25 protein-coding genes are annotated in these 25,531 nt (G+C 58.2%); 15 read left to right on the top strand and 10 right to left on the bottom strand.

Features of this window, described 5'->3' with window-relative positions; genetic code table 11:
* Position 1: 1 nt before the first annotated feature.
* The 4 genes from QPM17_RS01765 to QPM17_RS01750 all read right to left on the bottom strand — a co-directional run bounded on the left by QPM17_RS01765 (position 2) and on the right by QPM17_RS01750 (position 3,041).
* The gene (locus QPM17_RS01765; protein ID WP_285388278.1) at positions 2-925 is read right to left on the bottom strand and encodes a carbon-nitrogen hydrolase; all 924 of its coding nucleotides are present in this window, start codon (positions 923-925) and stop codon (positions 2-4) included.
* Positions 922-1,956, bottom strand: coding sequence for an agmatine deiminase family protein (locus tag QPM17_RS01760; protein ID WP_285388791.1), 1,035 nt, complete (start codon positions 1,954-1,956; stop codon positions 922-924). The genes QPM17_RS01765 and QPM17_RS01760 overlap by 4 nt, the downstream gene beginning before the upstream one ends.
* Before the next feature lie 96 nt (positions 1,957-2,052).
* Positions 2,053-2,361 (bottom strand): hypothetical protein, encoded by a 309-nt coding sequence (locus QPM17_RS01755; protein ID WP_285388276.1) that lies wholly within the window; start codon positions 2,359-2,361, stop codon positions 2,053-2,055.
* Between the two features lie 92 nt (positions 2,362-2,453).
* Positions 2,454-3,041, bottom strand: coding sequence for a PilZ domain-containing protein (locus QPM17_RS01750; protein ID WP_285388273.1), 588 nt, complete (start codon positions 3,039-3,041; stop codon positions 2,454-2,456).
* Between the two features lie 114 nt (positions 3,042-3,155).
* Between QPM17_RS01750 and QPM17_RS01745 the strand changes: the two genes are divergently transcribed.
* On the top strand, positions 3,156-4,397 hold the full coding sequence (locus tag QPM17_RS01745; protein WP_285388271.1) for a lipoprotein-releasing ABC transporter permease subunit: 1,242 nt from the start codon (positions 3,156-3,158) through the stop codon (positions 4,395-4,397).
* Complete coding sequence (locus QPM17_RS01740; protein ID WP_285388269.1) at positions 4,390-5,100, top strand: ABC transporter ATP-binding protein; 711 nt, start codon at positions 4,390-4,392, stop codon at positions 5,098-5,100. Before QPM17_RS01745 ends, QPM17_RS01740 begins: the two co-directional genes overlap by 8 nt.
* Here QPM17_RS01740 and QPM17_RS01735 read toward each other — a convergent pair.
* A complete protein-coding gene (locus QPM17_RS01735; RefSeq protein ID WP_285388267.1) occupies positions 5,088-5,663 on the bottom strand; it encodes a DUF2062 domain-containing protein in 576 nt (191 codons plus the stop codon). The genes QPM17_RS01740 and QPM17_RS01735 overlap by 13 nt on opposite strands.
* Before the next feature lie 81 nt (positions 5,664-5,744).
* Here QPM17_RS01735 and QPM17_RS01730 point away from each other — a divergent pair, with 81 nt between their 5' ends.
* From QPM17_RS01730 to murB, 9 genes are all read left to right on the top strand, one after another.
* Positions 5,745-8,138, top strand: a complete 2,394-nt coding sequence (locus tag QPM17_RS01730) for a DNA internalization-related competence protein ComEC/Rec2 (RefSeq protein ID WP_285388266.1) — start codon at positions 5,745-5,747, stop codon at positions 8,136-8,138.
* Positions 8,139-8,231: 93 nt separating this feature from the next.
* Positions 8,232-8,858: a MotA/TolQ/ExbB proton channel family protein gene (locus tag QPM17_RS01725; RefSeq protein WP_285388264.1), complete on the top strand. Its 627-nt coding sequence runs from the start codon at positions 8,232-8,234 to the stop codon at positions 8,856-8,858.
* Positions 8,859-8,863: 5 nt separating this feature from the next.
* A complete protein-coding gene (locus QPM17_RS01720; RefSeq protein WP_285388262.1) occupies positions 8,864-9,286 on the top strand; it encodes an ExbD/TolR family protein in 423 nt (140 codons plus the stop codon).
* Positions 9,283-11,058 carry a lipid A export permease/ATP-binding protein MsbA gene (msbA, locus tag QPM17_RS01715; protein WP_285388260.1) on the top strand — a complete coding sequence of 592 codons (1,776 nt, stop codon included), beginning with the start codon at positions 9,283-9,285 and terminating at the stop codon, positions 11,056-11,058. The genes QPM17_RS01720 and msbA overlap by 4 nt, the downstream gene beginning before the upstream one ends.
* Positions 11,055-12,083: a tetraacyldisaccharide 4'-kinase gene (lpxK, locus tag QPM17_RS01710; RefSeq protein WP_285388259.1), complete on the top strand. Its 1,029-nt coding sequence runs from the start codon at positions 11,055-11,057 to the stop codon at positions 12,081-12,083. Before msbA ends, lpxK begins: the two co-directional genes overlap by 4 nt.
* Positions 12,076-12,264 carry a Trm112 family protein gene (locus tag QPM17_RS01705; RefSeq protein ID WP_285388257.1) on the top strand — a complete coding sequence of 63 codons (189 nt, stop codon included), beginning with the start codon at positions 12,076-12,078 and terminating at the stop codon, positions 12,262-12,264. The genes lpxK and QPM17_RS01705 overlap by 8 nt, the downstream gene beginning before the upstream one ends.
* Before the next feature lie 12 nt (positions 12,265-12,276).
* Positions 12,277-13,056 (top strand): 3-deoxy-manno-octulosonate cytidylyltransferase, encoded by a 780-nt coding sequence (gene kdsB / locus QPM17_RS01700; protein ID WP_285388255.1) that lies wholly within the window; start codon positions 12,277-12,279, stop codon positions 13,054-13,056.
* A gap of 18 nt (positions 13,057-13,074) precedes the next feature.
* Complete coding sequence (locus QPM17_RS01695; protein ID WP_285388253.1) at positions 13,075-13,554, top strand: low molecular weight protein-tyrosine-phosphatase; 480 nt, start codon at positions 13,075-13,077, stop codon at positions 13,552-13,554.
* Positions 13,551-14,582, top strand: coding sequence for a UDP-N-acetylmuramate dehydrogenase (murB, locus tag QPM17_RS01690; RefSeq protein ID WP_285388251.1), 1,032 nt, complete (start codon positions 13,551-13,553; stop codon positions 14,580-14,582). The genes QPM17_RS01695 and murB overlap by 4 nt, the downstream gene beginning before the upstream one ends.
* Before the next feature lie 38 nt (positions 14,583-14,620).
* Here the strand turns inward: murB and QPM17_RS01685 are convergent, their stop codons facing one another.
* A complete protein-coding gene (locus QPM17_RS01685; protein WP_285388250.1) occupies positions 14,621-16,354 on the bottom strand; it encodes a proline--tRNA ligase in 1,734 nt (577 codons plus the stop codon).
* Positions 16,355-16,462: 108 nt separating this feature from the next.
* On the opposite strand from QPM17_RS01685, the gene QPM17_RS01680 reads away from it, so the two are divergent.
* Both QPM17_RS01680 and QPM17_RS01675 read left to right on the top strand, forming a co-directional pair.
* On the top strand, positions 16,463-16,891 hold the full coding sequence (locus QPM17_RS01680) for a PaaI family thioesterase (protein ID WP_285388249.1): 429 nt from the start codon (positions 16,463-16,465) through the stop codon (positions 16,889-16,891).
* Between the two features lie 10 nt (positions 16,892-16,901).
* Entirely contained in the window at positions 16,902-17,516 is a 615-nt protein-coding gene (locus tag QPM17_RS01675; protein WP_285388248.1) for a TetR/AcrR family transcriptional regulator, read from the top strand.
* A 4-nt stretch (positions 17,517-17,520) separates the two neighbouring features.
* Here QPM17_RS01675 and QPM17_RS01670 read toward each other — a convergent pair whose 3' ends face one another.
* Complete coding sequence (locus tag QPM17_RS01670) at positions 17,521-18,018, bottom strand: Lrp/AsnC family transcriptional regulator (RefSeq protein ID WP_285388247.1); 498 nt, start codon at positions 18,016-18,018, stop codon at positions 17,521-17,523.
* A 146-nt stretch (positions 18,019-18,164) separates the two neighbouring features.
* Here QPM17_RS01670 and leuA point away from each other — a divergent pair, with 146 nt between their 5' ends.
* Entirely contained in the window at positions 18,165-19,865 is a 1,701-nt protein-coding gene (gene leuA / locus QPM17_RS01665) for a 2-isopropylmalate synthase (RefSeq protein WP_285388245.1), read from the top strand.
* A 78-nt stretch (positions 19,866-19,943) separates the two neighbouring features.
* Here the strand turns inward: leuA and QPM17_RS01660 are convergent, their stop codons facing one another.
* The 3 genes from QPM17_RS01660 to xseA all read right to left on the bottom strand — a co-directional run bounded on the left by QPM17_RS01660 (position 19,944) and on the right by xseA (position 23,829).
* On the bottom strand, positions 19,944-20,156 hold the full coding sequence (locus tag QPM17_RS01660; protein ID WP_027832312.1) for a cold-shock protein: 213 nt from the start codon (positions 20,154-20,156) through the stop codon (positions 19,944-19,946).
* A gap of 329 nt (positions 20,157-20,485) precedes the next feature.
* Entirely contained in the window at positions 20,486-22,411 is a 1,926-nt protein-coding gene (locus QPM17_RS01655) for an acetate--CoA ligase (protein WP_285388239.1), read from the bottom strand.
* A 62-nt stretch (positions 22,412-22,473) separates the two neighbouring features.
* A complete protein-coding gene (gene xseA / locus QPM17_RS01650; protein WP_285388236.1) occupies positions 22,474-23,829 on the bottom strand; it encodes an exodeoxyribonuclease VII large subunit in 1,356 nt (451 codons plus the stop codon).
* A 214-nt stretch (positions 23,830-24,043) separates the two neighbouring features.
* On the opposite strand from xseA, the gene guaB reads away from it, so the two are divergent.
* The gene (guaB, locus tag QPM17_RS01645; RefSeq protein ID WP_285388232.1) at positions 24,044-25,507 is read left to right on the top strand and encodes an IMP dehydrogenase; all 1,464 of its coding nucleotides are present in this window, start codon (positions 24,044-24,046) and stop codon (positions 25,505-25,507) included.
* Positions 25,508-25,531 lie beyond the last annotated feature (24 nt).

Here is a 25,531-nt window from a genome sequence, read left to right as displayed (position 1 = left end):
CTCAGTCCCTCACCCGCTTGAGAATGTCGCTATAGGCGTCTATGCGTCGGTCCCTGAAATACGGCCAGATCCGTCGAATCGATTCACTACGCGAGCGGTTGATGGTTGTGGACAGTATGGTTTCCGAGTGATCGTCGGCCCGGGTCAGGAATTCCCCCTGGGGTCCGCAGATAAAGCTGTTGCCCCAGAAGCGGATGCCGTCTGACAGCCCTGAGGGGTCCGGCTCTGTGCCGACGCGGTTGGGGGCAATGACGGGCAGGTTGTTGGCCACGGCATGGCCGCGCTGGACGGTGACCCAGGCTTCCAGCTGCCGGGCCTGCTCGTCCGGGTCATCAGTGACATCCCATCCGATGGCCGTTGGATAGATCAGCACTTCGGCGCCAGCCAGTGCCATCAGACGTGCGGCTTCCGGATACCATTGATCCCAGCACACCAGCACTCCCAGGCGGCCTACCGACGTATCGATGGGCGTGAAGCCGCTGCTGCCGTCGTTGAAGCTGGCGTCACCGGGGGTGAAGTAGAACTTCTCGTAAAAGCCCGGGTCGTCCGGGATATGCATTTTGCGGTACAGGCCGGCAATGCTTCCATCACGTTCGAACACCACGGCAGTATTGTGATAGACGCCGTTCATCCGCCGCTCGAATATGGAGCCGACAAGGACAATTCCGAGCTCTGCTGCCAGTGCAGACAGCCGGTCGCTGGTGGGGCCCGGTATGGATTCCGCCAGCTCAAATACCGAAGTGTCTTCGGTCTGGCAGAAATACAGGGTGGCGTGCAGTTCCTGAAGAACAACCAGCTGGGCGCCGTCTTTCGCTGCCTGTCGGACAAGGCGCTCGCTGGTGGCCAGGCTGGTGTCCTTGTTGGCGCTGCATGATTGTTGAATGGCGGCAATGGCCAGAGCACCGGCCGGGGTGGGGCGATTCATACCTGCACAACTCCTGCGGGTATCTGCATGGTGACGCAATGAAGGCTGCCATGTTGCCTGATTAGCGGGCGACAGTTAACCGGGATGATTTCCCGGTCGGGGAAAATTCCAGCCAGGATGTTCACGGCGTCGTCATCCTGGGGCACACCGTACACCGGAACCAGAACAGCCCCATTGATGATGAGGAAGTTGGCATAGGTGGCTGGAAGGCGTTCGCCATCGTCGCCGTAAATGGCGTCGGGCCAGGGTAGTGGCGTAAGTCTGTAGGGCTTGCCATTGGGCTGATGGAACTGTTGAAGCTCTTCTTCCATGGCCGCCAGGGCGCTGTAATGCTCATCGCCGACATCCGGGCAGGCCACGTAACAGATGTGATCCACCGCGCAGAAACGGGCGAGGGTATCGATGTGGCTGTCCGTGTCATCACCCGCAAGATAGCCGTGGTTGAGCCAGAGAATTCGCTCGGTTCCCAGGGTTTCAGCCAGCAGGTGTTCTATGGCGGTACGGTCCATGGTGGGGTTACGGGACGGCGTTAGCAGGCATTCACTGGTGGTCAGTATGGTCCCCTGACCGTCGGACTCGATGGAGCCGCCTTCCAGCACGAATTCCACGGGAACCAGCCGGGTGGCGCCAAAACTGCCAAAGTTCGCCAGGTGGCGGTTCAGCGCATCATCCTTTTCCCACGGAAACTTGCCGCCCCAGGCGTTGAATCGGAAGTCCAGCAATTCCGGACCATCCGCACCGCAAATGGCGATGGGTCCATGGTCACGGGCCCAGGTGTCGTTGGCCGGTGCGGGTACGGCGATAACACGGCCGGGAAGCTCTTGTTCCCGGGCGTAAGCGTTAAGGTCCCGTTCCAGTTCCTGCACGCGAAACACGTGTTCACAGCTCAGAACGACGTGCTCGAAGCGAAGCACGGCCCTGGCGATGTCCATGAACACCGGCTCTACCTCTGCGAGGCTGTCGCTCCAGTCGGTCCCGGGGTGGGGCCAGGTCAGCATTACGGCACTTTGGGCTGCCCACTCTGCGGGCATCACAGGTCTGGAAGTCAAGTTGCGAACACCTTTAATGCAAAAGCCGATATTCTAACGAACAGGCGGGTTTGAGTCAGGACATAATTGAATGATTTTTCAACGTTGGGGTTTTAGCACGGCGTGAATGACCCTGTCACCCTCGAAGTACACGACAAAATCCTCGTAGTGCCACTGGGAGATTGGCGGCTCACCCACCGGCCCCGTGGTTTCCCGGGGATCGCCCCAGCCATTGCGAACGCTGGACTGGGTCATGCCGGTGCGGGGCAGGTTTTCCTGGGCGCTGCGCTCTGCGTGCACCGCGACCGGCACCCGGACTTCCTCGGCGACAGTGCTGGTGAAGGGCCCCATTGCCAGCGCGGCGAGGGCGGCGGAAGCACAGACTGCTCTCATTGTGCATTTTTTCATCAGTGACTTACTCCCTAGTACCACATTGATAAAACGTAATATCCGATAAAGACTAGCAAAAGTCAGCCCGGATTCGGCGATTTGTGGACAGTTTATTCTTTTTGCCGTTGCCGAACCTGCCACCGCATCACATGGCGGGCGATCTGCTGGCGGTCACTGTCATGGATGTCGGTGAATTCCGTATGAACAGTGGCACCTCCGCTTCCGTCCGGCTCAACGCTGACGACCCGGGCAATGGCAATGGGCTGGTACAGCTCCGGGGGCAGGGTCATTCTCAGGGCCAGAATCTCATCTGCCACGAAGCTGTTGGTTGCAGCATGGAAAGCCAGGCCGCCCTCGCTGAGGGTGACGTCCTGCCAGTCTTCAGGTTGCAACGGATTTTGCTCAAAGGCCATAATGCGCGCCAGCGTATCCAGCTTCCCGTTGAGCGACTTGATCAGTGAGGTCAGCAGGCGGTCCCGTTCGGCCAGGGTGGTCAGTTGGGCCCGGACGTCCTGATCAAGGCGCCGGTACTCCGAGCGCAGAGTTTCCATGTGGCTGCCATTAAAGGGGTTGTCCCTGCTGGCGTCATCGGAATCGAGCTTTCGAATCTCAAGGCCGATGTGATCGCTGATGCGAAAATAGTCTCTGCGGTCAGACGGAATATGTGCCGGGTTATTGTGAGGTGTCGTTGCAGCCATCGGAGCTCCAGAACGCGGTATTATTGTTTCCTGATAGCAGTTTAGCAGCTTCCTGCCGCTCCGTATCGGGGCAGGAATTTCGACAGACCAGAAGGTAGCGACAGGCTCCTCCCAATGTTCAGACCCTTATCATTGTATGTTGGTCTGCGGTACACCGCGGCCAAACGACGTAACCACTTTATTTCGTTTATTTCACTCACCTCCATGATTGGATTGATGCTCGGCGTAGCGGTTCTGATCATTGTGCTTTCGGTGATGAATGGCTTTGACCGCGAACTCAAGCAGCGAATCCTGGGCATGGTGCCCCATGCCACCATTGAGGCGGACGGTGTGCTTCAGGACTGGGAAGATGTTGATCGTCAGGTCGAACAGCATCCGTCGGTGATTGCTGCGGCGCCCTACATCCAGGGACAGGGCATGGTGACCGGCGGCGGAGACGTGCGCGGCGTGCTGCTCAATGGCATCCTGCCGGAGCAGGAGCGAAGCGTATCGATTATCGAGGATCACATGATCGAGGGTAGTCTGGATGATCTGAAGTCAGGGGACTTCGGGATGATCATCGGCAAACTTATGGCATCCGCGCTACGGCTCCAGATTGGTGACAAGGTTACCGTAGTATTGCCTGAGGCCTCTGTGACGCCTGCTGGCGTACTGCCGCGGCTGAAGCGGTTCACGGTGAAGGGTGTGTTCAGTGTCGGGGCGGAACTTGATGGCAACTATACCCTGATACATATGGACGATGCGGCAAAGCTCATGCGAACTGCAGGCAAGGCGGAAGGTGTGCGCCTGCTGGTGGATGATCTTTTCCAGGCTCCCAGGGTGGCCCGGGATGTAGCAACAGGACTCAGTGGTCGCCACTATATTTCGGACTGGACCCGTACTCACGGTAACCTGTTCCAGGCCATTCGCATGGAAAAGACCATGATCGGCCTGTTGCTGATGTTTATTGTTGCAGTGGCCGCGTTCAATATCGTATCCACCCTGGTAATGGTGGTCACTGACAAAACCGCGGACATTGCCATTCTGCGAACCATGGGCGCCACACCTGGCCGGATCATGCGCATCTTTATTGTCCAGGGGGCTGTTATCGGTATCACCGGGACCATTGTCGGGACGGCCCTGGGCGTGTTTGGCGCCTACAATATCAGTGGGTTTATCGCCTGGCTGGAAGAATTCATGGGGCACCAGTTCCTCAGTGCGGATGTGTACTTCATCAGTTACCTGCCGTCCCAGTTGCAGTGGCAGGACGTGTGGATTATCAGCGGAGCCGGCCTTGCCCTGAGCCTGCTGGCAACGATTTATCCGGCCTGGCGTGCATCACGCGTCGATCCGGCGGAGGCTTTGCGCTATGAGTGATTCAGCATCCCTGAACGATAACAGGCCACTGGTGATTGACTGTGAGAAGGTCACCCGCACCTACAATGAGGGCCCCGGAAAGCTCACGATTTTCTCGGATATTTCGCTGCGGATATCCGCCGGGGAAAGCGTTGGTATTGTCGGTAGCAGTGGCGCTGGCAAGACAACCCTGCTGAATCTTCTTGGCGGGCTGGACAAGCCATCCTCTGGACATATTGATATCTGCGGTCAGGACATCCATCGCATGAGTGAAGCCGGGCGTGCCCGTTTCCGGAACCGCCACCTGGGGTTTGTCTATCAGTTTCACCACCTGCTCCCCGAATTTTCCGCGTTGGAAAACGTCATGATGCCCTGTGCCCTCGGAGGTCTCGGGGTAAAACCGGCTTCCGAGAAAGCAAGCGCCATTCTCGAGCGTGTGGGTCTGGGGCATCGCCTGGCCCACAAGCCCGGTGAACTGTCTGGCGGGGAGCGCCAACGAGTTGCCATTGCCCGCGCTCTGGTGAACGAGCCTGAATGTGTGCTGATGGATGAACCCACGGGCAACCTGGACGAGCAGACAGGAGAGGGTGTTCGTGACCTTATTGAGTCACTGCGGGATCAGATTGGTATTGCCTTTGTTCTTGTAACCCATGATATGAAAATGGCCAAAAGCCTGGGGCGCGTATTGCGGCTTGAGCAGGGCGAGCTGTTTCAGGAACTCTGACTGTCGCTTTTCTGCTCCCGCCGGGTCTGCCTGGCCAGCCGGCGGTGGCGGATGCGGACCGATCGGCGTTCCTGCCAGTCTGAGCGAACCTTGCGTCGCCACAGAAACTGGATGATGAGATAGGCCAGGCACGCCGACAGGGTGGCCACCAGTAGCGATCCGAGATACAGAGGAATACCGATGTCCACAATGCGGCCGCTGAGCCACGACCAGGACAGCTGGAACTCGAAATTCAGCACTGGCCGGTCGAGGATCCAGGCTCCGATCTTGTAGTTGAAGTAGAACACCGGCGGCATGGTCACCGGATTGCTGATCCACACCAGCACGACGGACAGTGGCAGGTTGGCGTTAAACCAGATCGCAATAAAGGCCGCGGCGAGCATCTGGAAGGGCATGGGGATGAACGCAAGGAAAATCCCCACAAGGAATGCGCGGGCAACACTGTGCCGGTTAATGTGCCACAGGTTGGGTTCATGAAGGATATCGCCAAGGAAGTGCAGCGATTCGATTGCGCGCACCTTTTCCGGCGATGGTAGGTATCGTTTCATGAACTTCTTTGGCATCGGGAAGTTCTGCCTGCTCAGGACAATGGTTCCGGGAGTTTTCAGTGCCCGGAGAGAACCAACAAATAAGGAGGACAAGGATTGTCCGGAAGTTTTGTGGCCAGGGTTGGCCTCGCGGGCTTCGCCTGCGGCGTTATCTTACTGTATAGCCTTGCGGTCTTGCCACCTCTGCCCTGGGTGATTTCCGCGATGGCGGTCCCGTTTCTGGTCTTGGTGAGAACGACTGTCCCGTCCCTCAGGGCCGTGGCAGTGTTGCTGGCGTGCGGACTTGCCGGCCTGTCCTGGGCGGTTTGGCAGGCTGGTATCCGTCACCAGACCATGCTTCCGGCAAGTCTGGAAGGGGAGGTTCTGGAGGTTTCCGGCTTCCTCTGTAATGTCCCTTCCGCGGGCAGTTTCAGTAGTGTGCGTTTTTCCCTCTGCGTTGAGCAATGGCATCTGCCAGAGCATGTCGACCGTCATAAACTGCCTGGTATGCCAGGGAAGCTGCGTCTCGCCTGGTATGGGGATGAAGCGACAACCAGGCTTGCTCAAAGGCTCCGGCTCAAGGTGGTTCTCAAACGACCACATGGCTCCGTCAATCCGGTGGGCTTTCGCTACGAATCCTGGTTGTATCGAAAAGGGTTCGGTGCCACCGGCACCATCCGTGATCTGGCCCCTGACGACAGTATTGAGTGCAGGCTCCGTTGCCGCTACCACCAATGGCGCCACAGTCTTGTCAGCAAGTCGTCAGAAAGGTTGTCCGACGCACGGTACTTCCCGCTTATTACATCCCTGATGATCGGTTACCGTGGGCATATGGAGCCCGGTCACTGGGAGGTTCTCAAGGCGACCGGCACGATTCATCTGGTTGCCATTTCCGGGCTGCACCTGGGCCTTGTTGCGGTTGGTGCCGGCTTCGTCTGCCGGCGATTACTGCTTCGCCTGCCTCAGGGCCGCGTATCTCCCGGGAGACTGCGAGGGATGGTATTTGTCTGTGTGTCTGCGGCCAGTCTCGCCTATGCGCTTGCGGCCGGTTTTTCCGTGCCCACACGACGCGCGCTGATCATGGTGATCATCGCCGGGTGGATTGTGTTGGGGGCACGGAAAACCGGACCCTTTACCGGGTTACTGGGGGCGCTCTTCCTGGTGTTGCTAAGTGATCCCTTTTCACCTCTTGACCAGGGCTTCTGGCTCTCATTCGGCGCGGTCTCGGTGCTTGTGCTTCTGTTTAGCCTTCGTGTGCGGCAGGCCGGGTGGCTTCAGGGGTTGCTGCTTGCGCAGCTTGCAGTGTTCGCCGCGCTCTGGCCCATCCTTGAGATTCTTGGGCAGTCGCAGGTGGTTGTTGGCTTTGTGGCGAACCTGTTTGCCATACCCTGGGTGTCCCTGGTGGTCATGCCGGTTCTGGTGGCAGGGGCGCTTTCTATGGCGATCTCGCCGGTAGCCGATGGTCCTGTTATTGCAGCTTTTGATGGAGTATTCGGGGTGCTCTGGCAGGGACTGTCCAGGTTGGCCGCTATTGACGTTGTCATGCCGGTGCCTGGCCTGCCGGCACTCGTGCTGTTATCTGTTGTGGTCCTGGTGGCTCTGTTGGTGCCCTTTCGTGGTTTTCGTCAGGTAACGGCCTGTGTGGTTGCATTGTGGGTGGCGGTGACTCTGGTTAACGGATCGCGAACTGACGCCCGGAACACCTCGGTGGATCACCCGGAACTCTGGGTGTGGGATGTCGGTCAGGGGCTTTCCGTGATGGTACGGAATCAGGATCAGGTACTGGTATACGACACCGGCCCGGCGCTGGAGGGCGTGTATTCCGCAGTGGATTCCGTGTTACTGCCCAACCTCAGAGACCTGGGTGTCCGACATATCAATACTCTGGTTATCAGTCATGGCGATGGCGACCATGCTGGCGGATTGTCCCTTTTGTTTGACAGCCTCGACGTTGGGCAGGTTGTTGCTGGTGAACCTGGCCGGGTGGCGGATCTGTTGCCTGCAGGTTCCGCCACGAAAGTGAAGCCCTGCACCCGGCACGAGGCTCACGACATGGGCAGTCTGCAGCTGTCATTCTGGCGCAGTCCTGGCAAGGTTGAGGGCAATGACGCGTCATGCGTGCTGACAGTCCGCTCCGGCTTCACGGGCGTGGAGGTGGTGCTGCCTGGAGATATCACCCGGCGGGCAGAAAGTCTGTTCATCGCGGATCGCGGCCAGGCGCCAGCCCATTACCGTGTGATCCTTGCGCCTCATCATGGCAGCAAAACGTCGTCGTCGGAACAGTGGGTAGGGCAGATGGCGCCGGATCTTGTCGTGTTCAGTGCCGGTTACAGGCACCGCTTCGGACATCCCCATCCGGATGTGGTGGGCCGGTACCTGTCTGCTGGCAGCCAGGTGCTGAACACCGCCACATCCGGCGCGCTGAAGATGATATTCCGGCAGGGTGGAGTGTCGGTAAAGGAGGCAAGGGCCGAAACGCCTTTCTGGATAAGCAAACCGGAAATCCGCTGAATCGACCTTTTAAAACCGTGACATTGCGGGTGTGGCCTACACCGGTAGCTATGCTAAAGTAGCGCGGCTTGCTAACAATCAGGGAGACCAAGCGTGTTCGAGCTCTTGAAAGCCGGTGGCATCCTCATGGTGCCGATTCTTGCCTGTTCCATTCTTGCACTTGCCATCATCCTCGAGCGTTTCTGGACACTCAGGCCGTCCAGGGTAACGCCGCAACACACCATCAATGAGTTGTGGCGCTGGATCAAGAAAAAAGAGCTTAACGGGCGAAAGCTCAAGGCGTTGCAGGCATCGTCTCCTTTGGGCCGAATCCTTGCGGGCGGGCTGATGAATGCGAAGCATGGTCGGGAGATCATGAAAGAAAGTATTGAACACGAGGCCAGCCAGGTCATTCATGAACTGGAACGCTTCCTTAACCCGCTGGGTACCGTTGCGACCATTACACCGTTGCTGGGTCTGCTCGGCACGGTTATCGGCATGATCAAGGTGTTTGCCGAAATCCAGCTCGCTGGTGTCGGTGATGCCGGCAATCTCGCCGGTGGTATTTCCGAGGCCCTTATCACTACGGCCTCAGGCCTCAGCGTAGCCATCCCGGCCCTCATATGTCACCGCTACTTTATCCGCCGCGTTGACGAGCTGGTTGTAGGTATGGAGCAGGAAGCCATCAAACTGGTTGAGGTAGTGCATGGCGACCGCGAAATTGACGTGGAAGGAGCCTGAACACCGTGAAGTTCAAGCGCCAGAGAAGTCAGGAAGTCGGGGTTGACCTGACACCGCTGATCGATGTGGTCTTCCTGCTGCTGATATTCTTTATGGTTTCCACCACGTTTACCCGTGAAAGCCATCTCAATATCGAACTACCGGAAGCCAACGGAGAGCGGTCGGAGTCTGAAGCGACGCTGATTGACGTTGTCATCAATGCCGAAGGGCAGTACATCCTCAATGACAGGACGCTGGTCAATAACCGCCGGGAAACACTCGAGCGCGCCGTAAGCGAGCTTGCGGGTGACGATACCACCTTGCCCTTCATTATTACTGCCGATGCCCGTACACCCCATGAGTTCGTGGTTCGGGCCATGGACGTTGCCGGCCGTCTGGGCTTTGCCAAACTCAGCATCACGACCGAGCGTGAGGCACAAGGGCAGTGAGTGAGCCGAACCCGACGCCAGAGCCGGTTAAGCAGCCGGCATCAAACTGGGCAACCTACAAGCGCCTGCTGGGGTATGTAAAACCGTTCTGGCTGGCCTTTTCCCTGGCAGTGGTGGGGAACGTTATCTATGCGGCCGCTTCCACCGGCATGGCTGCTGCAATGGAATACGTTATTGCCGCGCTGGAAAACCCCACTGACGAGAACCGTATCCAGCTGACCCTGCTGATTGTCGGTGTGTTCGCCTTTCGTGGGGTGGGCACCTTCATGAGCCAATACTTCATAAGCTATGTCGGCAGACAGGTTATCAATGCCCTGCGCAAGCAGGTATTTGACCGCCTGCTGAACCTGCCTTCCCGCTATTTTGACGAAAACGCTTCGGGCCGGCTGGTATCCAAGCTCACCTTCAACGTGGAACAGGTTGCCGAGGCCACCACGAACGCGGTCACGATCACCCTCCGGGAAGGCCTGACAATTGTTGGCCTGCTCGGCTTCATGATCTACACCAACTGGAAGCTGACGCTGGTTTTTCTGGCCGTAGGGCCGCTGATTGCGCTGGTGGTCAGCTATGCCAGCAAGCGTTTCCGCAAGATCAGCAAGCGGATCCAGGGGTCCATGGGCGACATAACCCATGTGGCTTCGGAGTCCATCAGCGGCTATCGGGTAGTCCGCACCTTCGGTGGTGAACACTACGAGCGCGACAGATTCCGCAAGGTGAGCGAGAAAAACCTTGAACAGAGCCTGAAAATGGCTTCGACCCAGGCTATCAGCATACCGGTGATCCAGGTCCTGGTTGCCATTGCCATAGCCGCGCTGGTCTGGTTCATGCTGGCCCCCGAGCTCCGGGGCGACATGAGCACCGGCAAGCTGGTGGCCTTTATCACCGCCGCGACCACCATGGCCAAACCCATCCGCCAGGTTACATCCGTGCATGCCAAGATCCAGAAGGGGGTGGCTGCAGCCCTCGACGTATTCGGCACCATGGACGAGGAGCCTGAGCATGACCCGGGCACCTACGCACCTGAGCGCGTCGACGGCAATATTGAGTTCGATAATGTGTCGTTCCGCTATCGTGACCAGCTTGAGGATGTACTCAAGGGCATCTCACTGAGTATTCCCGCAGGCCAGAGTGTGGCGCTGGTGGGGCGCTCCGGCAGTGGCAAATCCACCCTGGTCAGTCTGCTGCCGAGATTCTATGAATACACCGACGGCGATATCCGGCTGGACGGTCACTCCCTGAAAGAGTTCACTTTGGAAGCCCTGCGGGCGCAAATAGCCCTGGTAACCCAGAATGTAGTGCTCTTTAACGACACTATCGCCGCCAATATTGCCTATGGCGCCCTTCGACACCACAGCCGGGAACAGATCGTTGATGCCGCCGCCAAGGCCCATGCAATGGAGTTTATCGAGCGCATGCCGGACGGTCTCGACACCATGATTGGTGATAACGGTGTGATGTTGTCCGGCGGCCAGCGCCAACGTCTGGCGATTGCCCGTGCGCTGCTGAAGGACGCACCGGTGCTGATTCTCGATGAGGCTACTTCGGCTCTTGATACGGAGTCGGAACGCCATATTCAGGACGCACTTGAAACGGTGATGAAGGGCAGAACGACCCTGGTCATTGCTCATCGCCTGTCCACTATCGAAAGTGCGGATCGCATTCTGGTGATGGACGGCGGCAGGATTGTCGAATCCGGGCGGCATGATGAACTGCTTGCCCAGGGCGGTGCCTATGCCCAGCTCCACCAGATGCAATTCAGCGAGCAGGCATGACGGGGCTGGTGGACCGGTTGTGGTACGGGCGCAATCGGCCCCTGTGGCCATTGTATCCTCTGGTCTGGCTCTATCGCGCGGTTGCCGAGAACCGACGGCGACGGGCGTGGCAGGCCCGCGAGGAAAGTATTCCCGTGCCGGTCGTGGTGGTGGGCAACATCACTGCGGGGGGTACCGGTAAATCGCCTTTAACGGCAGCGCTTACCGGTCTGCTGCGGGAGCATGGCTGGCAGCCGGTGATCCTGAGCCGGGGTTATGGAGGCAAGGCTGAAGGCTATCCCTTGCTGGTTACCCCGGACACCGACCCCGACGTGGCCGGCGATGAACCCGTCATGCTGGCTGCCGAGTCTGGCTGTCCAGTCGTGGTCGACCCGGATCGTAAGCGCGGCGCCCTCTGGGCTCTGGATCAGAAGCTGGGCACTATCCTTGTCTGCGATGACGGGCTCCAGCACTACCGCTTGCCCAGAGACATAGAGCTGGCGGTGTTCGATGCTGCCCGGGGCCTTGGTAATGGCGCCCTGATTCCCGTAGGGCCGTTGCGCGAGCCATTGGAAAGGCTCGGCTCGGTTGATTTTGTCATCACCAATGGTGGTTATCTGGATGAGATTGAACATGACCACCAGTTCACCATGACGCTGGCTCCGTCCGAGCTGCGTAATCTTGTGACCGGCGAAACCCTCTCACCGGAGCGCCTTCAAGGGAAGTCGGTGAGGGCGGTGGCGGGTATCGGCAACCCCGGCCGTTTTTTCGATACACTAGGAGACCTGGGCGCACAGGTCAGGCCCCGTGCCTTGCCGGATCATCACCATTTTACCCCGGAAGACCTGCACTCAGAAAAGGGAGAGTGGCTGGTCATGACGGCAAAAGATGCGGTCAAATGCCACAAATTTGCTCCGGACAACACCTGGGTTCTGGCCGTAAAAGCCAGGCTTCCAGAGGCATTCAGGGAAGCGTTTATGGCCAGCGTCAACCAATGTCGTCAATCACTGGATTCCAACGAAACTGTGAGAACACACCATGGATAAAAAACTGATGGCCCTGCTGGCATGCCCGGTTTGCAAAGGGGATCTGAAACTCAATAAGGACAGGACCGAACTGATCTGCTATCAGGATGCGATGGCCTTTCCAATCCGGGAGGGTATACCGGTCATGCTTGCTACCGAGGCCCGCACACTGACCACCGATGAGCGCCTGGATAAACGCTGACAGGAAGCCTGTATGTCCTATACCGTTGTTATTCCGGCTCGCTATGCGTCCACCCGGCTGCCGGGGAAACCGCTAGCGGACATTGGTGGTAAACCCATGGTCGCGCATGTCTATGACCGCGCCCGGGAAAGCCAGGCCAGCCGCGTTATCATCGCCACGGATGACCCCCGTATTGAAGCCGCCTGCAAGGCCTTCGGGGCGGAAGTGGTGATGACGTCCGCCGGGCACGCCAGTGGCACTGACCGCCTTGAAGAGGTGGCACGGGTGATGAATTTCGGCCCGGACGAACGCGTGGTCAATGTTCAGGGCGATGAACCGCTGATACCTCCGGAACTGATTGATCAGGTGGCGGCTAACCTGGAGGCCCATCCCGATGCCGCCATTGCCACGCTGTGTGAACGCATCTCGGACACGGCCAGTGTGTTCAATCCCAATGTGGTGAAAGTGGTATTTGATCACCGCGGCATGGCTCACTACTTCAGTCGTGCACCGATTCCCTGGGCCAGGGATGCGTGGCAGGCTCTGGCGGGGGAACCGAACTACGATCGACAGTTACCGGAGGGCGTAGGCTATTACCGCCATATTGGTATCTATGGTTACCGCGTCAGCCTTCTGCGGGACTTCGTCAACTGGTCACCAGCGCCTACGGAAGTAACGGAATCCCTGGAGCAGTTGCGGGCTCTTTATAACGGTGCTCGCATTCATGTGGAAGAGGCTTGCCGCGTGCCCCCCTCAGGGGTCGATACCCAGCAGGATCTTGAGCGTCTGCGCCAAACCATGGCCGCCAGATAATAAGGAGAACCAGAAACCATGACGGAGCCGGTAAAGGTACTTTTTGTCTGCCTCGGAAACATCTGTCGCTCACCAAGTGCCGAGGGTGTTTTCCGCAAGGTGGTTCATCAGGCCGGGCTTGATGACCGGATCATGATCGACTCCTGCGGCACTGGCGACTGGCATGTGGGCAAGAGCCCCGACAGTCGCGCCATTGCGGCAGCACGGCAGCGCGGCGTTGATATTGCTGATCTCCGGGCGCGCCAGTTCCGCAGTGAGGACCTGGACGAGTATGACTATGTTCTGGTGATGGACCGCCAGAACCTGGCGGATGTGCGGGAAGTGTGGCGCCAGAACGGAGGCACCGAGCCAGTCCTGTTCCTGCGGTTCGGCAATTCCGGTTATGACGAGGTGCCCGACCCCTATTACGGTGGTAATCACGGTTTCGAACATGTGCTGGACCTGATTACCGAGGCCAGCGAGGGGCTGCTGCATCATATTCAGGAGCGGTCGGCTTGAGGTGTCCGGTCAAGATTCGCGAGAACGTCTTTCTGGGCGACATGAACAGCCTGGGGATTGGCGCCAGGGCGCAATACTTTGTCTCCGTGTCATCCCTGGAGGAAGTTCAGCAGGCGTTACACTGGGCGTCTGAAAAATCCCTGGAACCACTGATTCTCGGGGGTGGCAGTAACATTGTCTTCGCCGGCAACTACCCGGGGCTGGTAATCCGCATGGCTATCGCCCGACGCTGCTGGGAACATATTGAAGGGGATGAGGCAACGCTGGTACTGGGTGCTGGTGAGAACTGGCACGATGTGGTTATGTATGCCGCTTCTGTAGGCTATCGTGGCATTGAGAACCTGGCGCTAATACCGGGTACGGTCGGCGCAGCGCCGGTCCAGAACATCGGTGCCTATGGTACCGAACTGCGGGATACCCTGCTGGAGGTCAATGCTCTGGACCGGCATACCGGCCATGAAGTCGTGCTGACCAACAGTTTGTGCCATTTCAGCTACCGGGACAGCGTATTCAAGCATGAGCCGGGCCGCTACGTCATCACCACCGTCCGCCTGAGGCTGTCCCGTTCCCGTCCATTCTCCCTGGATTATCGCGACCTGGCGGACTATTTTGATGGTCGGGACACGCGCAACCTGACCCCACTGGATGTGGCCAATGGAGTCATGGCGGTGAGGCGGCGCAAGCTGCCAGATCCGGCCCAGCTACCCAATGCTGGCAGTTTCTTCAAGAATCCCGTGGTCCCGCTGGCAACCTGGCATGCCCTGAAGCAGTCTTATCCCGACATTGCCGGCTACCCGGGCGATGACAGCGCCAAGGTTGCCGCCGCGTGGCTGATTGATCAGTGTGGCTGGAAGGGCTACCGCAATGGCAGGGTTGGCGTTCACAACCGCCAGGCGCTGGTGTTGGTGAACCACTCCGGTGGCAGTGGCCAGGACATACTGGCACTGGCGGACCGGATTCGCAGCGATGTCGAGGCCCGCTTCGGTATCGCTCTGGAAATGGAGCCGGGGGTGGTCGGCAGCCCGTAACATCAGGCCCCCGGCTCATCCCCCGGTGGGGTAACGCCTCAGAGGCCGTTGCGGGGCGAGGCGTTGATGAGGAACGGAAGGGCTTCAGTCAGCGGCACATCTTTCTTGTCTTCATCCCTGCGGCCCTTGTATTCAAGAGTTTCTGCCGCCAGACCCCGTTCAGAGACCACGAAGCGGTGAGGTATGCCGATCAGCTCCATATCCGCAAACTTTACACCAGGCCGTTCGTTGCGATCATCCAGCAGGACGTCAAAGCCGGCCTGGCGAAGTTGTTCATAGAGCTTTTCCCCGGCGGCCATGACCGCCGGTGATTTGTGGGCGTTGAGTGTCACGATGGCGACTTCGAACGGAGCAATGGCCTCGGGCCAGATAATCCCTTTGTCGTCGTGGTTCTGCTCAATGGAGGCGGCAACAATCCGCGAAACGCCAATGCCATAGCAGCCCATTTCCAGAATCGCGCTCTTGCCGTTCTCGTCCAGTACAGTGGCATTCATGGCCTTGCTGTACTTGTTCCCCAGTTTGAAAATATGACCAACCTCGATACCACGGCGGATCTCCAGGGTGCCTTTGCCATCAGGGCTGGCATCACCCTCCACCACATTGCGGAGATCTTCCACACGGGGCAGGGCGACATCCCGTTCCCAGTTCACACCGGTCAGGTGGTAGCCTTCTTTGTTGGCGCCACAGACAAAGTCCGCCAGGTGAGCGGCACTGCGGTCAACAATCACCGGAACCGGCAGGTTGACAGGGCCAATGGAGCCGGCCTTACAGCCAATGGCCTTTTCGATTTCCTCGTCTGTGGCCATGGTCAGTGGCTCGGCCACGCCGTCTAGCTGCTCTGCCTTGATGTCGTTGAGGGTATGATCCCCGCGCAGAATCAGCGCCACCAGGCCGGCATCACCATTTTCGTCCTCCTCTGCCTTGACCATCAGGGTCTTGATGGTCTCGCTGGCATCCACCTTGAGGAAGCCGGCAACGGCTTCAATGGTGCGTTGTTCCGGTGTGGCGACTTCTTCCATCGCCCTGGAGGGTGATGGCCGGTCACCGGCGGGTGCCACGGCTTCGGCTTTTTCGATATTGGCGGCGTAGTCGCTGTCAGTGCTGAACACGATGGCGTCTTCTCCGGACGAGGCCAGCACATGGAATTCATGGGAAGCACTGCCACCGATGGCTCCGGAGTCTGCCTCAACCGGACGATAATCCAGGCCAAGGCGATCGAAAATGGCACAATAGGTGCGATGCATTACCTGATAGGTTTCGTTCAGGGACTCGGCATTCACGTGGAAGGAATAGGCATCCTTCATGATGAATTCCCGGGCGCGCATGACGCCAAACCGGGGGCGCCGCTCATCCCGGAACTTGGTCTGGATCTGGTAGAAGTTGGCTGGCAGTTCCTTGTAGCTTTTCAGCTCGTTACGGATCAGGTCGGTGATAACCTCTTCGTGAGTCGGTCCAAAGCAGAAGTCACGGCCATGGCGGTCGTTCATTCGCAGCAATTCACCGCCGTACTGCTCCCAGCGCCCGGATTCCTGCCACAGTTCAGCAGGCTGTACCGCAGGCATCAGCACCTCCTGGGCGCCGCTCTTGTCCATTTCCTCCCGCACAATGCGTTCAACCTTGCGCAGTACCCTCAGCCCCATCGGTAACCAGGAGTAGAGGCCGGCGGCCAGTTTTCGGATCATTCCGGCCCTGAGCATCATCTGGTGGCTGATGATCTCGGCATCTGCAGGCGTTTCTTTCTGGGTGGCAATCAGGTAACGGCTTGCTCGCATTGTGTTATCCGTAGACAGTTGAGAGAGGATTCTTTATTTATCATGTAGTGGCCGCTATTGTACGGAGCGATCGCCACGAGGTACAGATGGACATATGGAGAGTAGCGAGTGACCCTGACAGCCGCTGAAGTTGAAGCAGTAATACGGGCTGGCGTGCCCATGGCAGAGGATATCGGCTTTACTGTCGACGAAGCTGGGAGCCAGGGCTATGCCCGCACCCGACTGGTATTTTCGGAGCGGCTGATTCGCCCGGGCGGCACCCTGTCCGGGCCGGTGCAGATGGCGCTGGCTGACGCGTCCATGTATGCCGCCGTGATGGCCGCCATCGGTAGGGTGGAAATGGCGGTAACCAGCAACCTTTCCATCAATTTCCTGCAGAAGCCGGCGCCTGCCGATCTGTTTGCCGAGGCCACGGTATTGCGGCGGGGAAGAAGGATTGCTTTTTGCGAAGTCCGATTACTGTCCGGGGAAGGAGAGGAGCAGAAACTGGTCGCCCACGTCACTGGCAGCTATGCTTTACCTTACAATGGCGAATAAAGTAGGAGATATGACCGAAGAATCCGTAAACGTGACACCCCGCCGCCGTCCCGTGCAGGCCAGGAGTCGGGAGCGGGTCAGAAGCATTCTCCGCCATGCAGCTTCGATCTTTCACGAACTCGGAGTGGACGCTACCAGTATGTCTGCGATTGCCCGTCGTTCGGGCATGTCACTCGCGTCTCTTTACCGATACTTCCCCAACAAGACCGCCATCGTCAAGGCCATTGCTGAGGAACATGTCGAGCGCATGGAAGCTGCATTACGGGAACGGCTTGAAACCCTGGACCTTGTAGACGCGGTGGATGTGCTGATCGACCTGTTCTACGAGTTCTATCGCACTGAGCCTGCCTATTCCGCCATCTGGAGTGGCGTTGAATCAATGCCTGAGTTGCGCGAACTGGATACCCGCGAGTTATACAGCCACGCCCGGGATCTGGACAACCGCCTCAAGGATGACTGCCCAGGCATACCCGCGGACCGTCGCTGGACAGCGAGCCTGATGCTGCCCCGGTCAACCGGGACCGTGCTCAGGCTTGCGGCCACATTGCCCGAGGAGCAGGCCCAGTCGATGGTCGCGGAGTTGAAGTGCATGGCTCGGGCCTATCTGGCAGAGCTGGTAAGCTAGCCCGTCAGGAAAGATACCCCAGAGGCAGGGCCGTGCTGTCGATAACCCGTCTCAAGACAAAGCTGGAGTGAACACCACTGACACCCTGGATACGGGTAATTCGATTGAGCAGGAAGTGGTGATAATGGTCCATGTCTGGTACCACAACCTTTAACATGTAGTCGGCATCCTGGCCGGTAATCAGGTAACACTCCTGCACTTCCGGGTACTCGCCCACCTGTTTTTCAAATTCGGCAAATCGCTCGGGTGTGTGCCTGTCCATTCCGATGAGGATAATAGCGGTGAGGGACAGGCCCAGTTTCTTGTGGTCGAGAATGGTTACCTTGCGGACAATGACGCCCGCATCTTCCAGGGCGCGAACCCGTCGCAGGCAGGGAGAAGGTGAGAGCCCTACCTTGTCTGCCAGCTCCTGGTTGGTCAGGGAACCGTCCCGTTGCAATTGCTCAAGGAGGTTGCGGTCAATTCTGTCGATTTTGACAAGTGTTTTCTCGGAACCTGACATAAAATGCCACTCCAGCGGATTCTGTTGAAATAATATAGCTATTCTTGGCGTTTAAAAGGCAAAAAAGCAATCATTTTCCCCGGTTGACGCGTTATCCTGACGCATAATCAATGAATTCCCAGTCAGAACAGCAAGGAATCACCCCAATGGCATTTGATCATCGTAAATACGTTGCGTTTACACCGGTGGCAAAAACGGATCGTCGCTGGCCGGACAAGACCATCATCCGCGCACCGCGGTTTTGTGCTGTAGACCTCCGCGATGGCAACCAGGCGCTGGTGAAGCCGATGTCGGTGGCCCAGAAGCAGCGGATGTTCGATTTGCTGGTGAAACTGGGGTTCAAGGAAATCGAGATCGGCTTTCCCGCTGCAAGCCAGCCGGATTTCGATTTCTGCCGCAAGCTGATTGAGGAAGACAGGATTCCCGAGGACGTCCATATCCAGGTGCTTACCCAGGCGCGACCGGAACTGATCGAGCGTACCTATGAGGCCCTGAAAGGTGCTCGCAAGGCCATCGTCCATGTGTATAACTCAACCTCGACAGTCCAGCGGGAGCAGGTGTTTGGCATGGACCGGGCCGGTATCAGGGACATCGCTGTTAACGGTGCCCGCATCGTCAAGGCGAATGCCGAGAAATACCCTGATACTGAGTGGACCTTCCAGTACTCACCGGAGAGCTTCACCGGCACGGAACTGGAGTATGCAGCGGAGGTGATAGACGCGGTGAACGATGTCTGGCGTCCCGACCAGGGGCAGCCAGTAGTGATCAACCTGCCGGCCACCGTGGAAATGGCCACTCCCAATGTGTTTGCCGACCAGATTGAATGGATCTGTGACAGGGTCCGTTACCGGGAGCACATCAGCATCAGCGTTCATACCCATAACGATCGCGGCTGTGCCGTTGCAGCGGCGGAACTGGCGGTGATGGCCGGTGCTGACCGGGTGGAAGGTACGTTGATGGGTAATGGTGAGCGTACGGGCAACATGGACCTGGTAACCATGGCCATGAACCTCTACTCCCAGGGCGTGGACCCTACCCTGGACCTTTCCGGTATGGCCGAGATTACCGACGTGGTGGAAGCCTGTACCGAAATATCCACCCATCCGCGTCATCCCTATGCCGGCGAACTTGTGTTCACGGCGTTTTCCGGGAGCCACCAGGACGCCATACGCAAGTGCCTGGCCAAACGCAAGGAAGGCGATACCTGGCACGTGGCGTATCTGCCTATCGACCCGCGGGATCTTGGCCGCCGATACGAGGAGGTGGTCCGCATCAATAGCCAGTCGGGTAAAGGTGGCGTTGCTTATGTACTTGAGCGTGACTACAACATCAGCCTGCCGCGCTGGTTGCAGATCGAGTTCAGTAAGCTGGTTCAGCGTGAAGCAGAAACCAACGGTGGGGAAATCGACTCACTGACCATTCACCGCCTGTTTGAAGATCGTTACCTGAAGGTAAGCCGGGCCTGGGAACTCAGGTCCTACGATCTGCATCGTGATGATGAGGGGGTTGCGGCGACAGTCAGCATTGGCTCGGCCGAGGAGCCTGTCACACTGAAGGGGCATGGCCTGGGTGCTGTGGAGGCTGTTTCCGCAGCGCTCGAATCCGAATATGGTCTGTCCCTGGCGGTAGAGGCGTACGACGAATTTGCTCTGGGAGAGGGCACCAACGCCAATGCACTTGCCTGTATACGGGTCACCGTTAATGGCCAGCACTGCAGTGCGGCGGCATTGGCGGAAGATACCACGTCGGCCACGCTCCAGGCGCTTTTTTCAGCGGTCGCCCAGGTGGTGGGTGAGGATGACCAGCACCGGGTTGGCCGTGAAGAGACAGCCGTGGCAGATGCCTGAGATAGAGAAAGCCGGCGGCTGCCGGCTTTCTCGAATTCCCTGTGCCCGTGAGGGGCATAGGGCGGGGACACGTAAACCTCAGACCGGGGTTACATTTTCCGCCTGCGGGCCTTTCGGACCCTGTGTAACGGTAAACTGCACCTGCTGACCTTCTGTCAGGGTGCGGAATCCGCTTGCGTTGATTGCACTGTAGTGAACGAAAACGTCACTGCCGCCGTCCTGGGCGATGAAACCAAAGCCCTTGGACTCGTTGAACCACTTCACGTGGCCTGTTTTTGTATCATCTGACATTGATCTTTCCTGTATTTCCGAGATTTTGCCCTCACGGGACCGTCGGTATTCCTGTGGAATTACCGATGCTGTAAAAATCCAGAAAGTACTGAGGAAAGAGGCAACGAAGAGCGCTTGGGCAGGACGTTGGAACGCATTCACCAAATACCGCTGTATTTTCACAGCATTTTCAGTATAGACCGAGCTGGGAGTGCGTCAACGCTTTTTTTCAAACTTTATTCAAGTTTTTTAAGCCCAGAAAACAACAGGTTGTAATGCGACCGTCGCCAATCGAAGCGCTGCCGACTGGCAGGCTTCAACTGGCGACGGCGCCTTGGGATCCTGCCGTGTTATCGATGTTTGAACTGCTGGCTGATCTCTTCCAGTATCGAGGGGTCATCAATGGTGCTGGGCACGGAATACTGTTCGCCGTCGGCAATCTGGCGGATAACCCGACGCAGAATCTTGCCGGACCGGGTTTTCGGTAGGCGATCCACCACCAGCGCCCGGCGAAAACAGGCGATGGCGCCAATCTTCTCCCGAACCATCTCGACCAGTTCTTCCTCCAGCTCGTCATGATCAATGGTAGCCCCATCCTTGATCAGCACCAGTCCGATGGGAATCTGGCCCTTCATTTCATCATGGGCGCCAACCACGCAGCACTCGGCAATGGCAGGGTGTGCAGCCACAACTTCCTCCATTTCGCCAGTAGAGAGCCGGTGACCGGCGACATTGATAACATCATCGGTGCGCCCCATGACGAACACATAGCCGTCGTCATCGATATAACCACCGTCGCCAGAACTGTAGAATCCCGGGATGGGCTCCAGGTAGGTCTTGCAGAAGCGGGCATCGTCGCCCCACACCGTTGTCATGCACCCCGGGGGCAGCGGCAGCTTGACAGCAATCTGGCCCTGTTCGCCGGCCGGAACCTGGCTTCCTTCCATATCCACCACCTGAACGTTGTAACCCGGTGAGGGGACTGTGGCGGAGCCGGGTTTGGTCTCCATCATCTCAATGCCAACCGGGTTGCAGCAGATTGCCCAGCCGGTTTCCGTCTGCCACCAGTGATCAAGGATTGGCAGGCGGGTATGTTCCTTCAGCCACTCGTAGGTGGGCGGATCGAGCCGCTCTCCCGCCAGGAAAATCCGTTTGAGGGAGCTGATGTCGTAGCGGGACAGCTCGTCGGCCTCCGGGTCTTCCTTTCGTACCGCGCGGAAGGCCGTGGGCGCCGTAAACAGCAGATTGACGCCGTGGTCCTGAACCACGCGCCAGAAAGCGCCGGCATCTGGCGTTTTTACCGGTTTTCCTTCGTAGAGGATTGTGGTGCACCCGGCAAAGAGAGGGGCGTAAACAATATAACTGTGGCCAACCACCCAGCCTACGTCGGATGCGGCCCAGTAAACGTCACCCGGACTGGCGTCATAAACCAGTTGCATGCTGTAGCGAAGTGCAACGGCATGGCCACCGTTGTCCCGGACAACCCCCTTGGGTTTGCCGGTGGTACCGGAGGTGTAAAGGATGTAGAGCGGGTCGGTGGCTTTTACCGGAACAGGGTCCACCGGTTTCGCCTGGGCGACCAGCTCATTCCAGTCATAATCCCGGCCGTCCTTGAGTTCAGCCCGAACCTGTGGGCGCTGAAACACGATGCAGCACTCCGGTTTGTGGTCTGCCTGGTCGATTGCCTTGTCTACCAGTGGCTTGTACTCAATAACCTTCTTTACCTCGATGCCACAGGAGGCGGTAATCACAGCCTTGGGTGTCGCGTCGTTGATGCGAACCGCCAGTTCATGGGAGGCAAAGCCCCCGAACACTACGGAGTGAATGGCGCCAATACGGGCGCAGCCAAGCATGGCAATGACGGCTTGCGGCACCATTGGCATATAAATGACGACCCGGTCCCCTTTGGTGACGCCACGGTCCTGAAGCGCACCGGCAAAGGTTGCGACTGCTCGGGTCAGCTCGTTGTAGGTATAGGATTCGGTGGTGCCGGTAACCGGGGAATCGTAGATCAGCGCTTTCTGTTCGCCACGGCCGGCGCGGATGTTGGCGTCCAGTGCGATATCCGACGTGTTCAGAACGCCATCCGGAAACCATTGGCCGTGGCCGTTGTCAGTGGGCTGCCAGATGGTCTTCGGCGGCTCAATCCAGTCAATGGCAGACGCCTTTTCCCGCCAGAATTCATCAGGCCGGTCGATGGATCGCCTGAATTCGGAGTGGTAGTCCATAACATCCACCTCGTAGTGCTGTTGTTGTTTTGTTGATACTACCCACAACTGTAAGCGGTTTGAGGTGGAGGACTACTAGACCATAGGCTAAGTTTCTGTCTTTTTGGTGGTTATTGGCTGCCGGAATTGATTGAAATCACCTTTGCTTCGAGCTCTCCGCTGGCAACCCGGGCGGTGATTTTTTCACCGGGGCGAAGGTTTTCCGCCCGGCGAACAATGTCGCCATTTTCCTGCTGGACAATCGCATACCCGCGCCCCAGGGTAGCCAGGGGGCTGACCACGTGGAGGGTCTGGCCGATATGCTCCAGTCGCTCCCGTTGCCGGGTGATGGTTTCCCGCATGGCCCGGATCAGTCGATCGGCAAGCAGGGTGATATTGGCCTGGCTGTCACTGAGCTGTCTGGCCGGAGACTGCATCGCCAGGCGCTGGCCCAGATGTTCAACCCTGACCCGGTCCCGCTCCAGACGGCGTGCCACGGCCTTGCCCAGTCGCAGGTCCAGTTCGTCCAGGCGCTGGGCTTTATCCATAAGCTCCCGGCGGGGATCCCGGAGCCGCACAGACAGGTGCTCCAGCCGGGTTTGCATGCGTTTGAGGGCGCGGCTGGCCGCACTCGCGAGTCTCAGTTCGCGCTCCCGGAGTTGTCGCAACCAGTCATTCTGGTCGGGGGAGATCTTTTCGGCAGCAGCGGACGGTGTCGGCGCGCGCAGGTCAGCCACGAAATCAGCGATGGTGACGTCCACTTCGTGGCCCACTGCACTGACGGTCGGCAACGGGCATTCCGCGATTGCCCTGGCCACAGCTTCTTCATTAAAACACCACAGATCCTCCAGGGAACCCCCGCCACGGCCAATAATCAGTACATCGGCGACACCGTGGCGCACAGCCCGGTCAATGGCGCGGACAATATCGGCGGTAGCGGGTTTACCCTGAACGGCTGTCGGGTAAAGGGTTACCGGTATGGCCGGGCATCGACGTGCGAGCACCGTCAGGATATCGTGAATGGCGGCACCGGTCGGTGAAGTGACCACCCCGATATGCCTCGGTGTTGTGGGTAGGGGTTTCTTGCGGGCGGTATCAAACAGTCCTTCCTGCTGCAGTTTCCGCTTCAGCTCCTCAAAAGCCTGTTGCAGTGCTCCCAGCCCGGCCGGCTCGATATGTTCCACAATGATCTGGAAGTCGCCCCGATTCTCGTAGAGAGTCACCTTGCCCCGAATGCGTACCTGATCGCCTTCCTTCGGAATTTCCCTGACCCGCTGATTAAAGCCCCGGAACATGGCGCAGCGAATCTGGCACTTGCGGTCTTTCAGTGAGAAATACCAGTGACCGGAGGAAGGTCGGGAGAAGCCGGACAGCTCCCCTTCAACCCAGACCTGCATGAAGCTGGCCTCAAGCAGGTGGCGGGCCTGATGATTCAGTTCGCTGACACTCAGTGCCCGGGGCCGGGAATCCTGAAAACCGCTGTCCAAAGGGGTGCTCCGTGTTGATGTATACGCACAAGCCGAAAGTGGAGGGTAAAAATAGCGAAAATTCAAAAAGATGCAACCCGGGTATCAAACAACGCCGGTTTACTGTCAACCAAGGCCCATTTATAATAGGTCGATTAAGGATTTTGCTTTGCCGTCGCCCTCAGGGTGCGGCACCGGAATCCTCCAATCTAGCATGTTCAAAAGGCGGATCCCAATGCTGCGAATTGCCGAAGAAGCCCTCACCTTTGACGATGTACTACTCGTTCCTGGACATTCAGAGGTTCTTCCTCACCAGGTCAGCCTGCAAACGCAACTGACCAAAGCTATCACCCTGAATATTCCGCTGCTGTCATCGGCGATGGATACCGTTACCGAGGCAGATCTGGCCATTGCCATGGCCCAGGAAGGCGGCATTGGCATCATGCACAAGAGTATGTCTGTGGAGCAGCAGGCAGCAGCGGTCCGTAAGGTAAAGAAATTCGAAAGCGGTGTCGTCAAGGATCCCATCACCGTAACGCCGGACACCACTGTCCGTGAACTGGTCGATATCACCATGGCCAACAGCATTTCCGGTCTGCCGGTGGTGGATGGTCGCGACCTGGTAGGCATTGTGACCGGTCGGGATATCCGTTTTGAGAGCCGCCTCGATACCCCTGTTTCAGACATCATGACCGGCAAGGACAAGCTGGTGACGGTGAGGGAAGGGGCGGACCTGGAAGATGTCAAGGAACTGCTGCATCGCCACCGTATCGAGAAAGTGCTGGTGGTGAACGATGATTTTGAGTTACGGGGCCTGATCACCGTAAAGGATATCCAGAAAGCCAAAGATTATCCGCTGGCGTGCAAAGACGATCAGGGTCGTCTCCGGGCCGGTGCAGCAGTCGGTACCGGCGCTGACACGGAGGCCCGGGTTGCTGCACTGGTTGAGGCCGGCGTGGACGTGATTGTTGTGGATACCGCACACGGCCACTCCAAGGGCGTTATTGACCGGGTTCGCTGGATCAAGGAGCATTTTCCCGAGGTTCAGGTAATCGGCGGTAACATCGCCACTTCGGCGGCGGCAATTGACCTGGCAGACGCTGGTGCGGACGCCGTCAAGGTTGGTATCGGCCCTGGTTCAATCTGTACTACCCGTATTGTTGCCGGCATTGGTGTGCCCCAGATTACCGCAGTTTCGAACGTTGCCGCAGCGCTGAAAGACCGGGGTGTCCCGGTGATCGCCGATGGCGGTGTGCGCTTCTCTGGTGATATTTCCAAGGCGATTGCCGCTGGTGCCTACAGCGTGATGATTGGAAGCCTGCTTGCCGGTACTGACGAGGCGCCGGGTGAAATCGAGCTGTTCCAGGGCCGCAGTTACAAGGCGTACCGGGGCATGGGGTCTCTGGGAGCCATGGGGCAGGGTTCCAGCGACCGGTATTTCCAGGACGCCAGCAAAGGCATTGAGAAGCTGGTCCCTGAAGGTATTGAAGGCCGAGTGGCCTGCAAAGGGCCAATGCGGAACATTGTTCACCAGTTGATGGGAGGCCTGCGGGCGTCCATGGGTTACACCGGTTGTGCCACCATGGAAGAAATGCGCACCAAGCCGGAGTTTGTTCGCATCACCAATGCCGGCATGCGTGAAAGCCACGTCCATGACGTGACCATCACCAAGGAAGCCCCCAACTACCGTATCGGCTGATTATTGTCGTTCCAGGCGCGGCTC

This window comes from Marinobacter azerbaijanicus (assembly GCF_030250645.1).
In the GTDB taxonomy this organism is placed as follows: domain Bacteria; phylum Pseudomonadota; class Gammaproteobacteria; order Pseudomonadales; family Oleiphilaceae; genus Marinobacter; species Marinobacter azerbaijanicus.
This window is presented reverse-complemented; position numbering and strand designations above follow the sequence as displayed.

Bases quoted from the DNA above. Each gene is read 5' to 3' on its own strand.
- QPM17_RS01750 (WP_285388273.1), bottom strand. From the start codon at position 3,041: ATGGCTGCAACGACACCTCACAATAACCCGGCACATATTCCGTCTGAC.
- kdsB (WP_285388255.1), top strand. From the start codon at position 12,277: ATGTCCTATACCGTTGTTATTCCGGCTCGCTATGCGTCCACCCGGCTG.
- QPM17_RS01670 (WP_285388247.1), bottom strand. From the start codon at position 18,018: ATGTCAGGTTCCGAGAAAACACTTGTCAAAATCGACAGAATTGACCGC.
- QPM17_RS01685 (WP_285388250.1), bottom strand. From the start codon at position 16,354: ATGCGAGCAAGCCGTTACCTGATTGCCACCCAGAAAGAAACGCCTGCA.
- QPM17_RS01675 (WP_285388248.1), top strand. From the start codon at position 16,902: ATGACCGAAGAATCCGTAAACGTGACACCCCGCCGCCGTCCCGTGCAG.
- QPM17_RS01755 (WP_285388276.1), bottom strand. From the start codon at position 2,361: ATGAAAAAATGCACAATGAGAGCAGTCTGTGCTTCCGCCGCCCTCGCC.
- QPM17_RS01705 (WP_285388257.1), top strand. From the start codon at position 12,076: ATGGATAAAAAACTGATGGCCCTGCTGGCATGCCCGGTTTGCAAAGGG.
- QPM17_RS01695 (WP_285388253.1), top strand. From the start codon at position 13,075: ATGACGGAGCCGGTAAAGGTACTTTTTGTCTGCCTCGGAAACATCTGT.
- QPM17_RS01735 (WP_285388267.1), bottom strand. From the start codon at position 5,663: ATGCCAAAGAAGTTCATGAAACGATACCTACCATCGCCGGAAAAGGTG.
- QPM17_RS01745 (WP_285388271.1), top strand. From the start codon at position 3,156: ATGTTCAGACCCTTATCATTGTATGTTGGTCTGCGGTACACCGCGGCC.
- QPM17_RS01660 (WP_027832312.1), bottom strand. From the start codon at position 20,156: ATGTCAGATGATACAAAAACAGGCCACGTGAAGTGGTTCAACGAGTCC.
- leuA (WP_285388245.1), top strand. From the start codon at position 18,165: ATGGCATTTGATCATCGTAAATACGTTGCGTTTACACCGGTGGCAAAA.
- QPM17_RS01760 (WP_285388791.1), bottom strand. From the start codon at position 1,956: ATGCCCGCAGAGTGGGCAGCCCAAAGTGCCGTAATGCTGACCTGGCCC.
- lpxK (WP_285388259.1), top strand. From the start codon at position 11,055: ATGACGGGGCTGGTGGACCGGTTGTGGTACGGGCGCAATCGGCCCCTG.
- QPM17_RS01765 (WP_285388278.1), bottom strand. From the start codon at position 925: ATGAATCGCCCCACCCCGGCCGGTGCTCTGGCCATTGCCGCCATTCAA.
- QPM17_RS01740 (WP_285388269.1), top strand. From the start codon at position 4,390: ATGAGTGATTCAGCATCCCTGAACGATAACAGGCCACTGGTGATTGAC.
- guaB (WP_285388232.1), top strand. From the start codon at position 24,044: ATGCTGCGAATTGCCGAAGAAGCCCTCACCTTTGACGATGTACTACTC.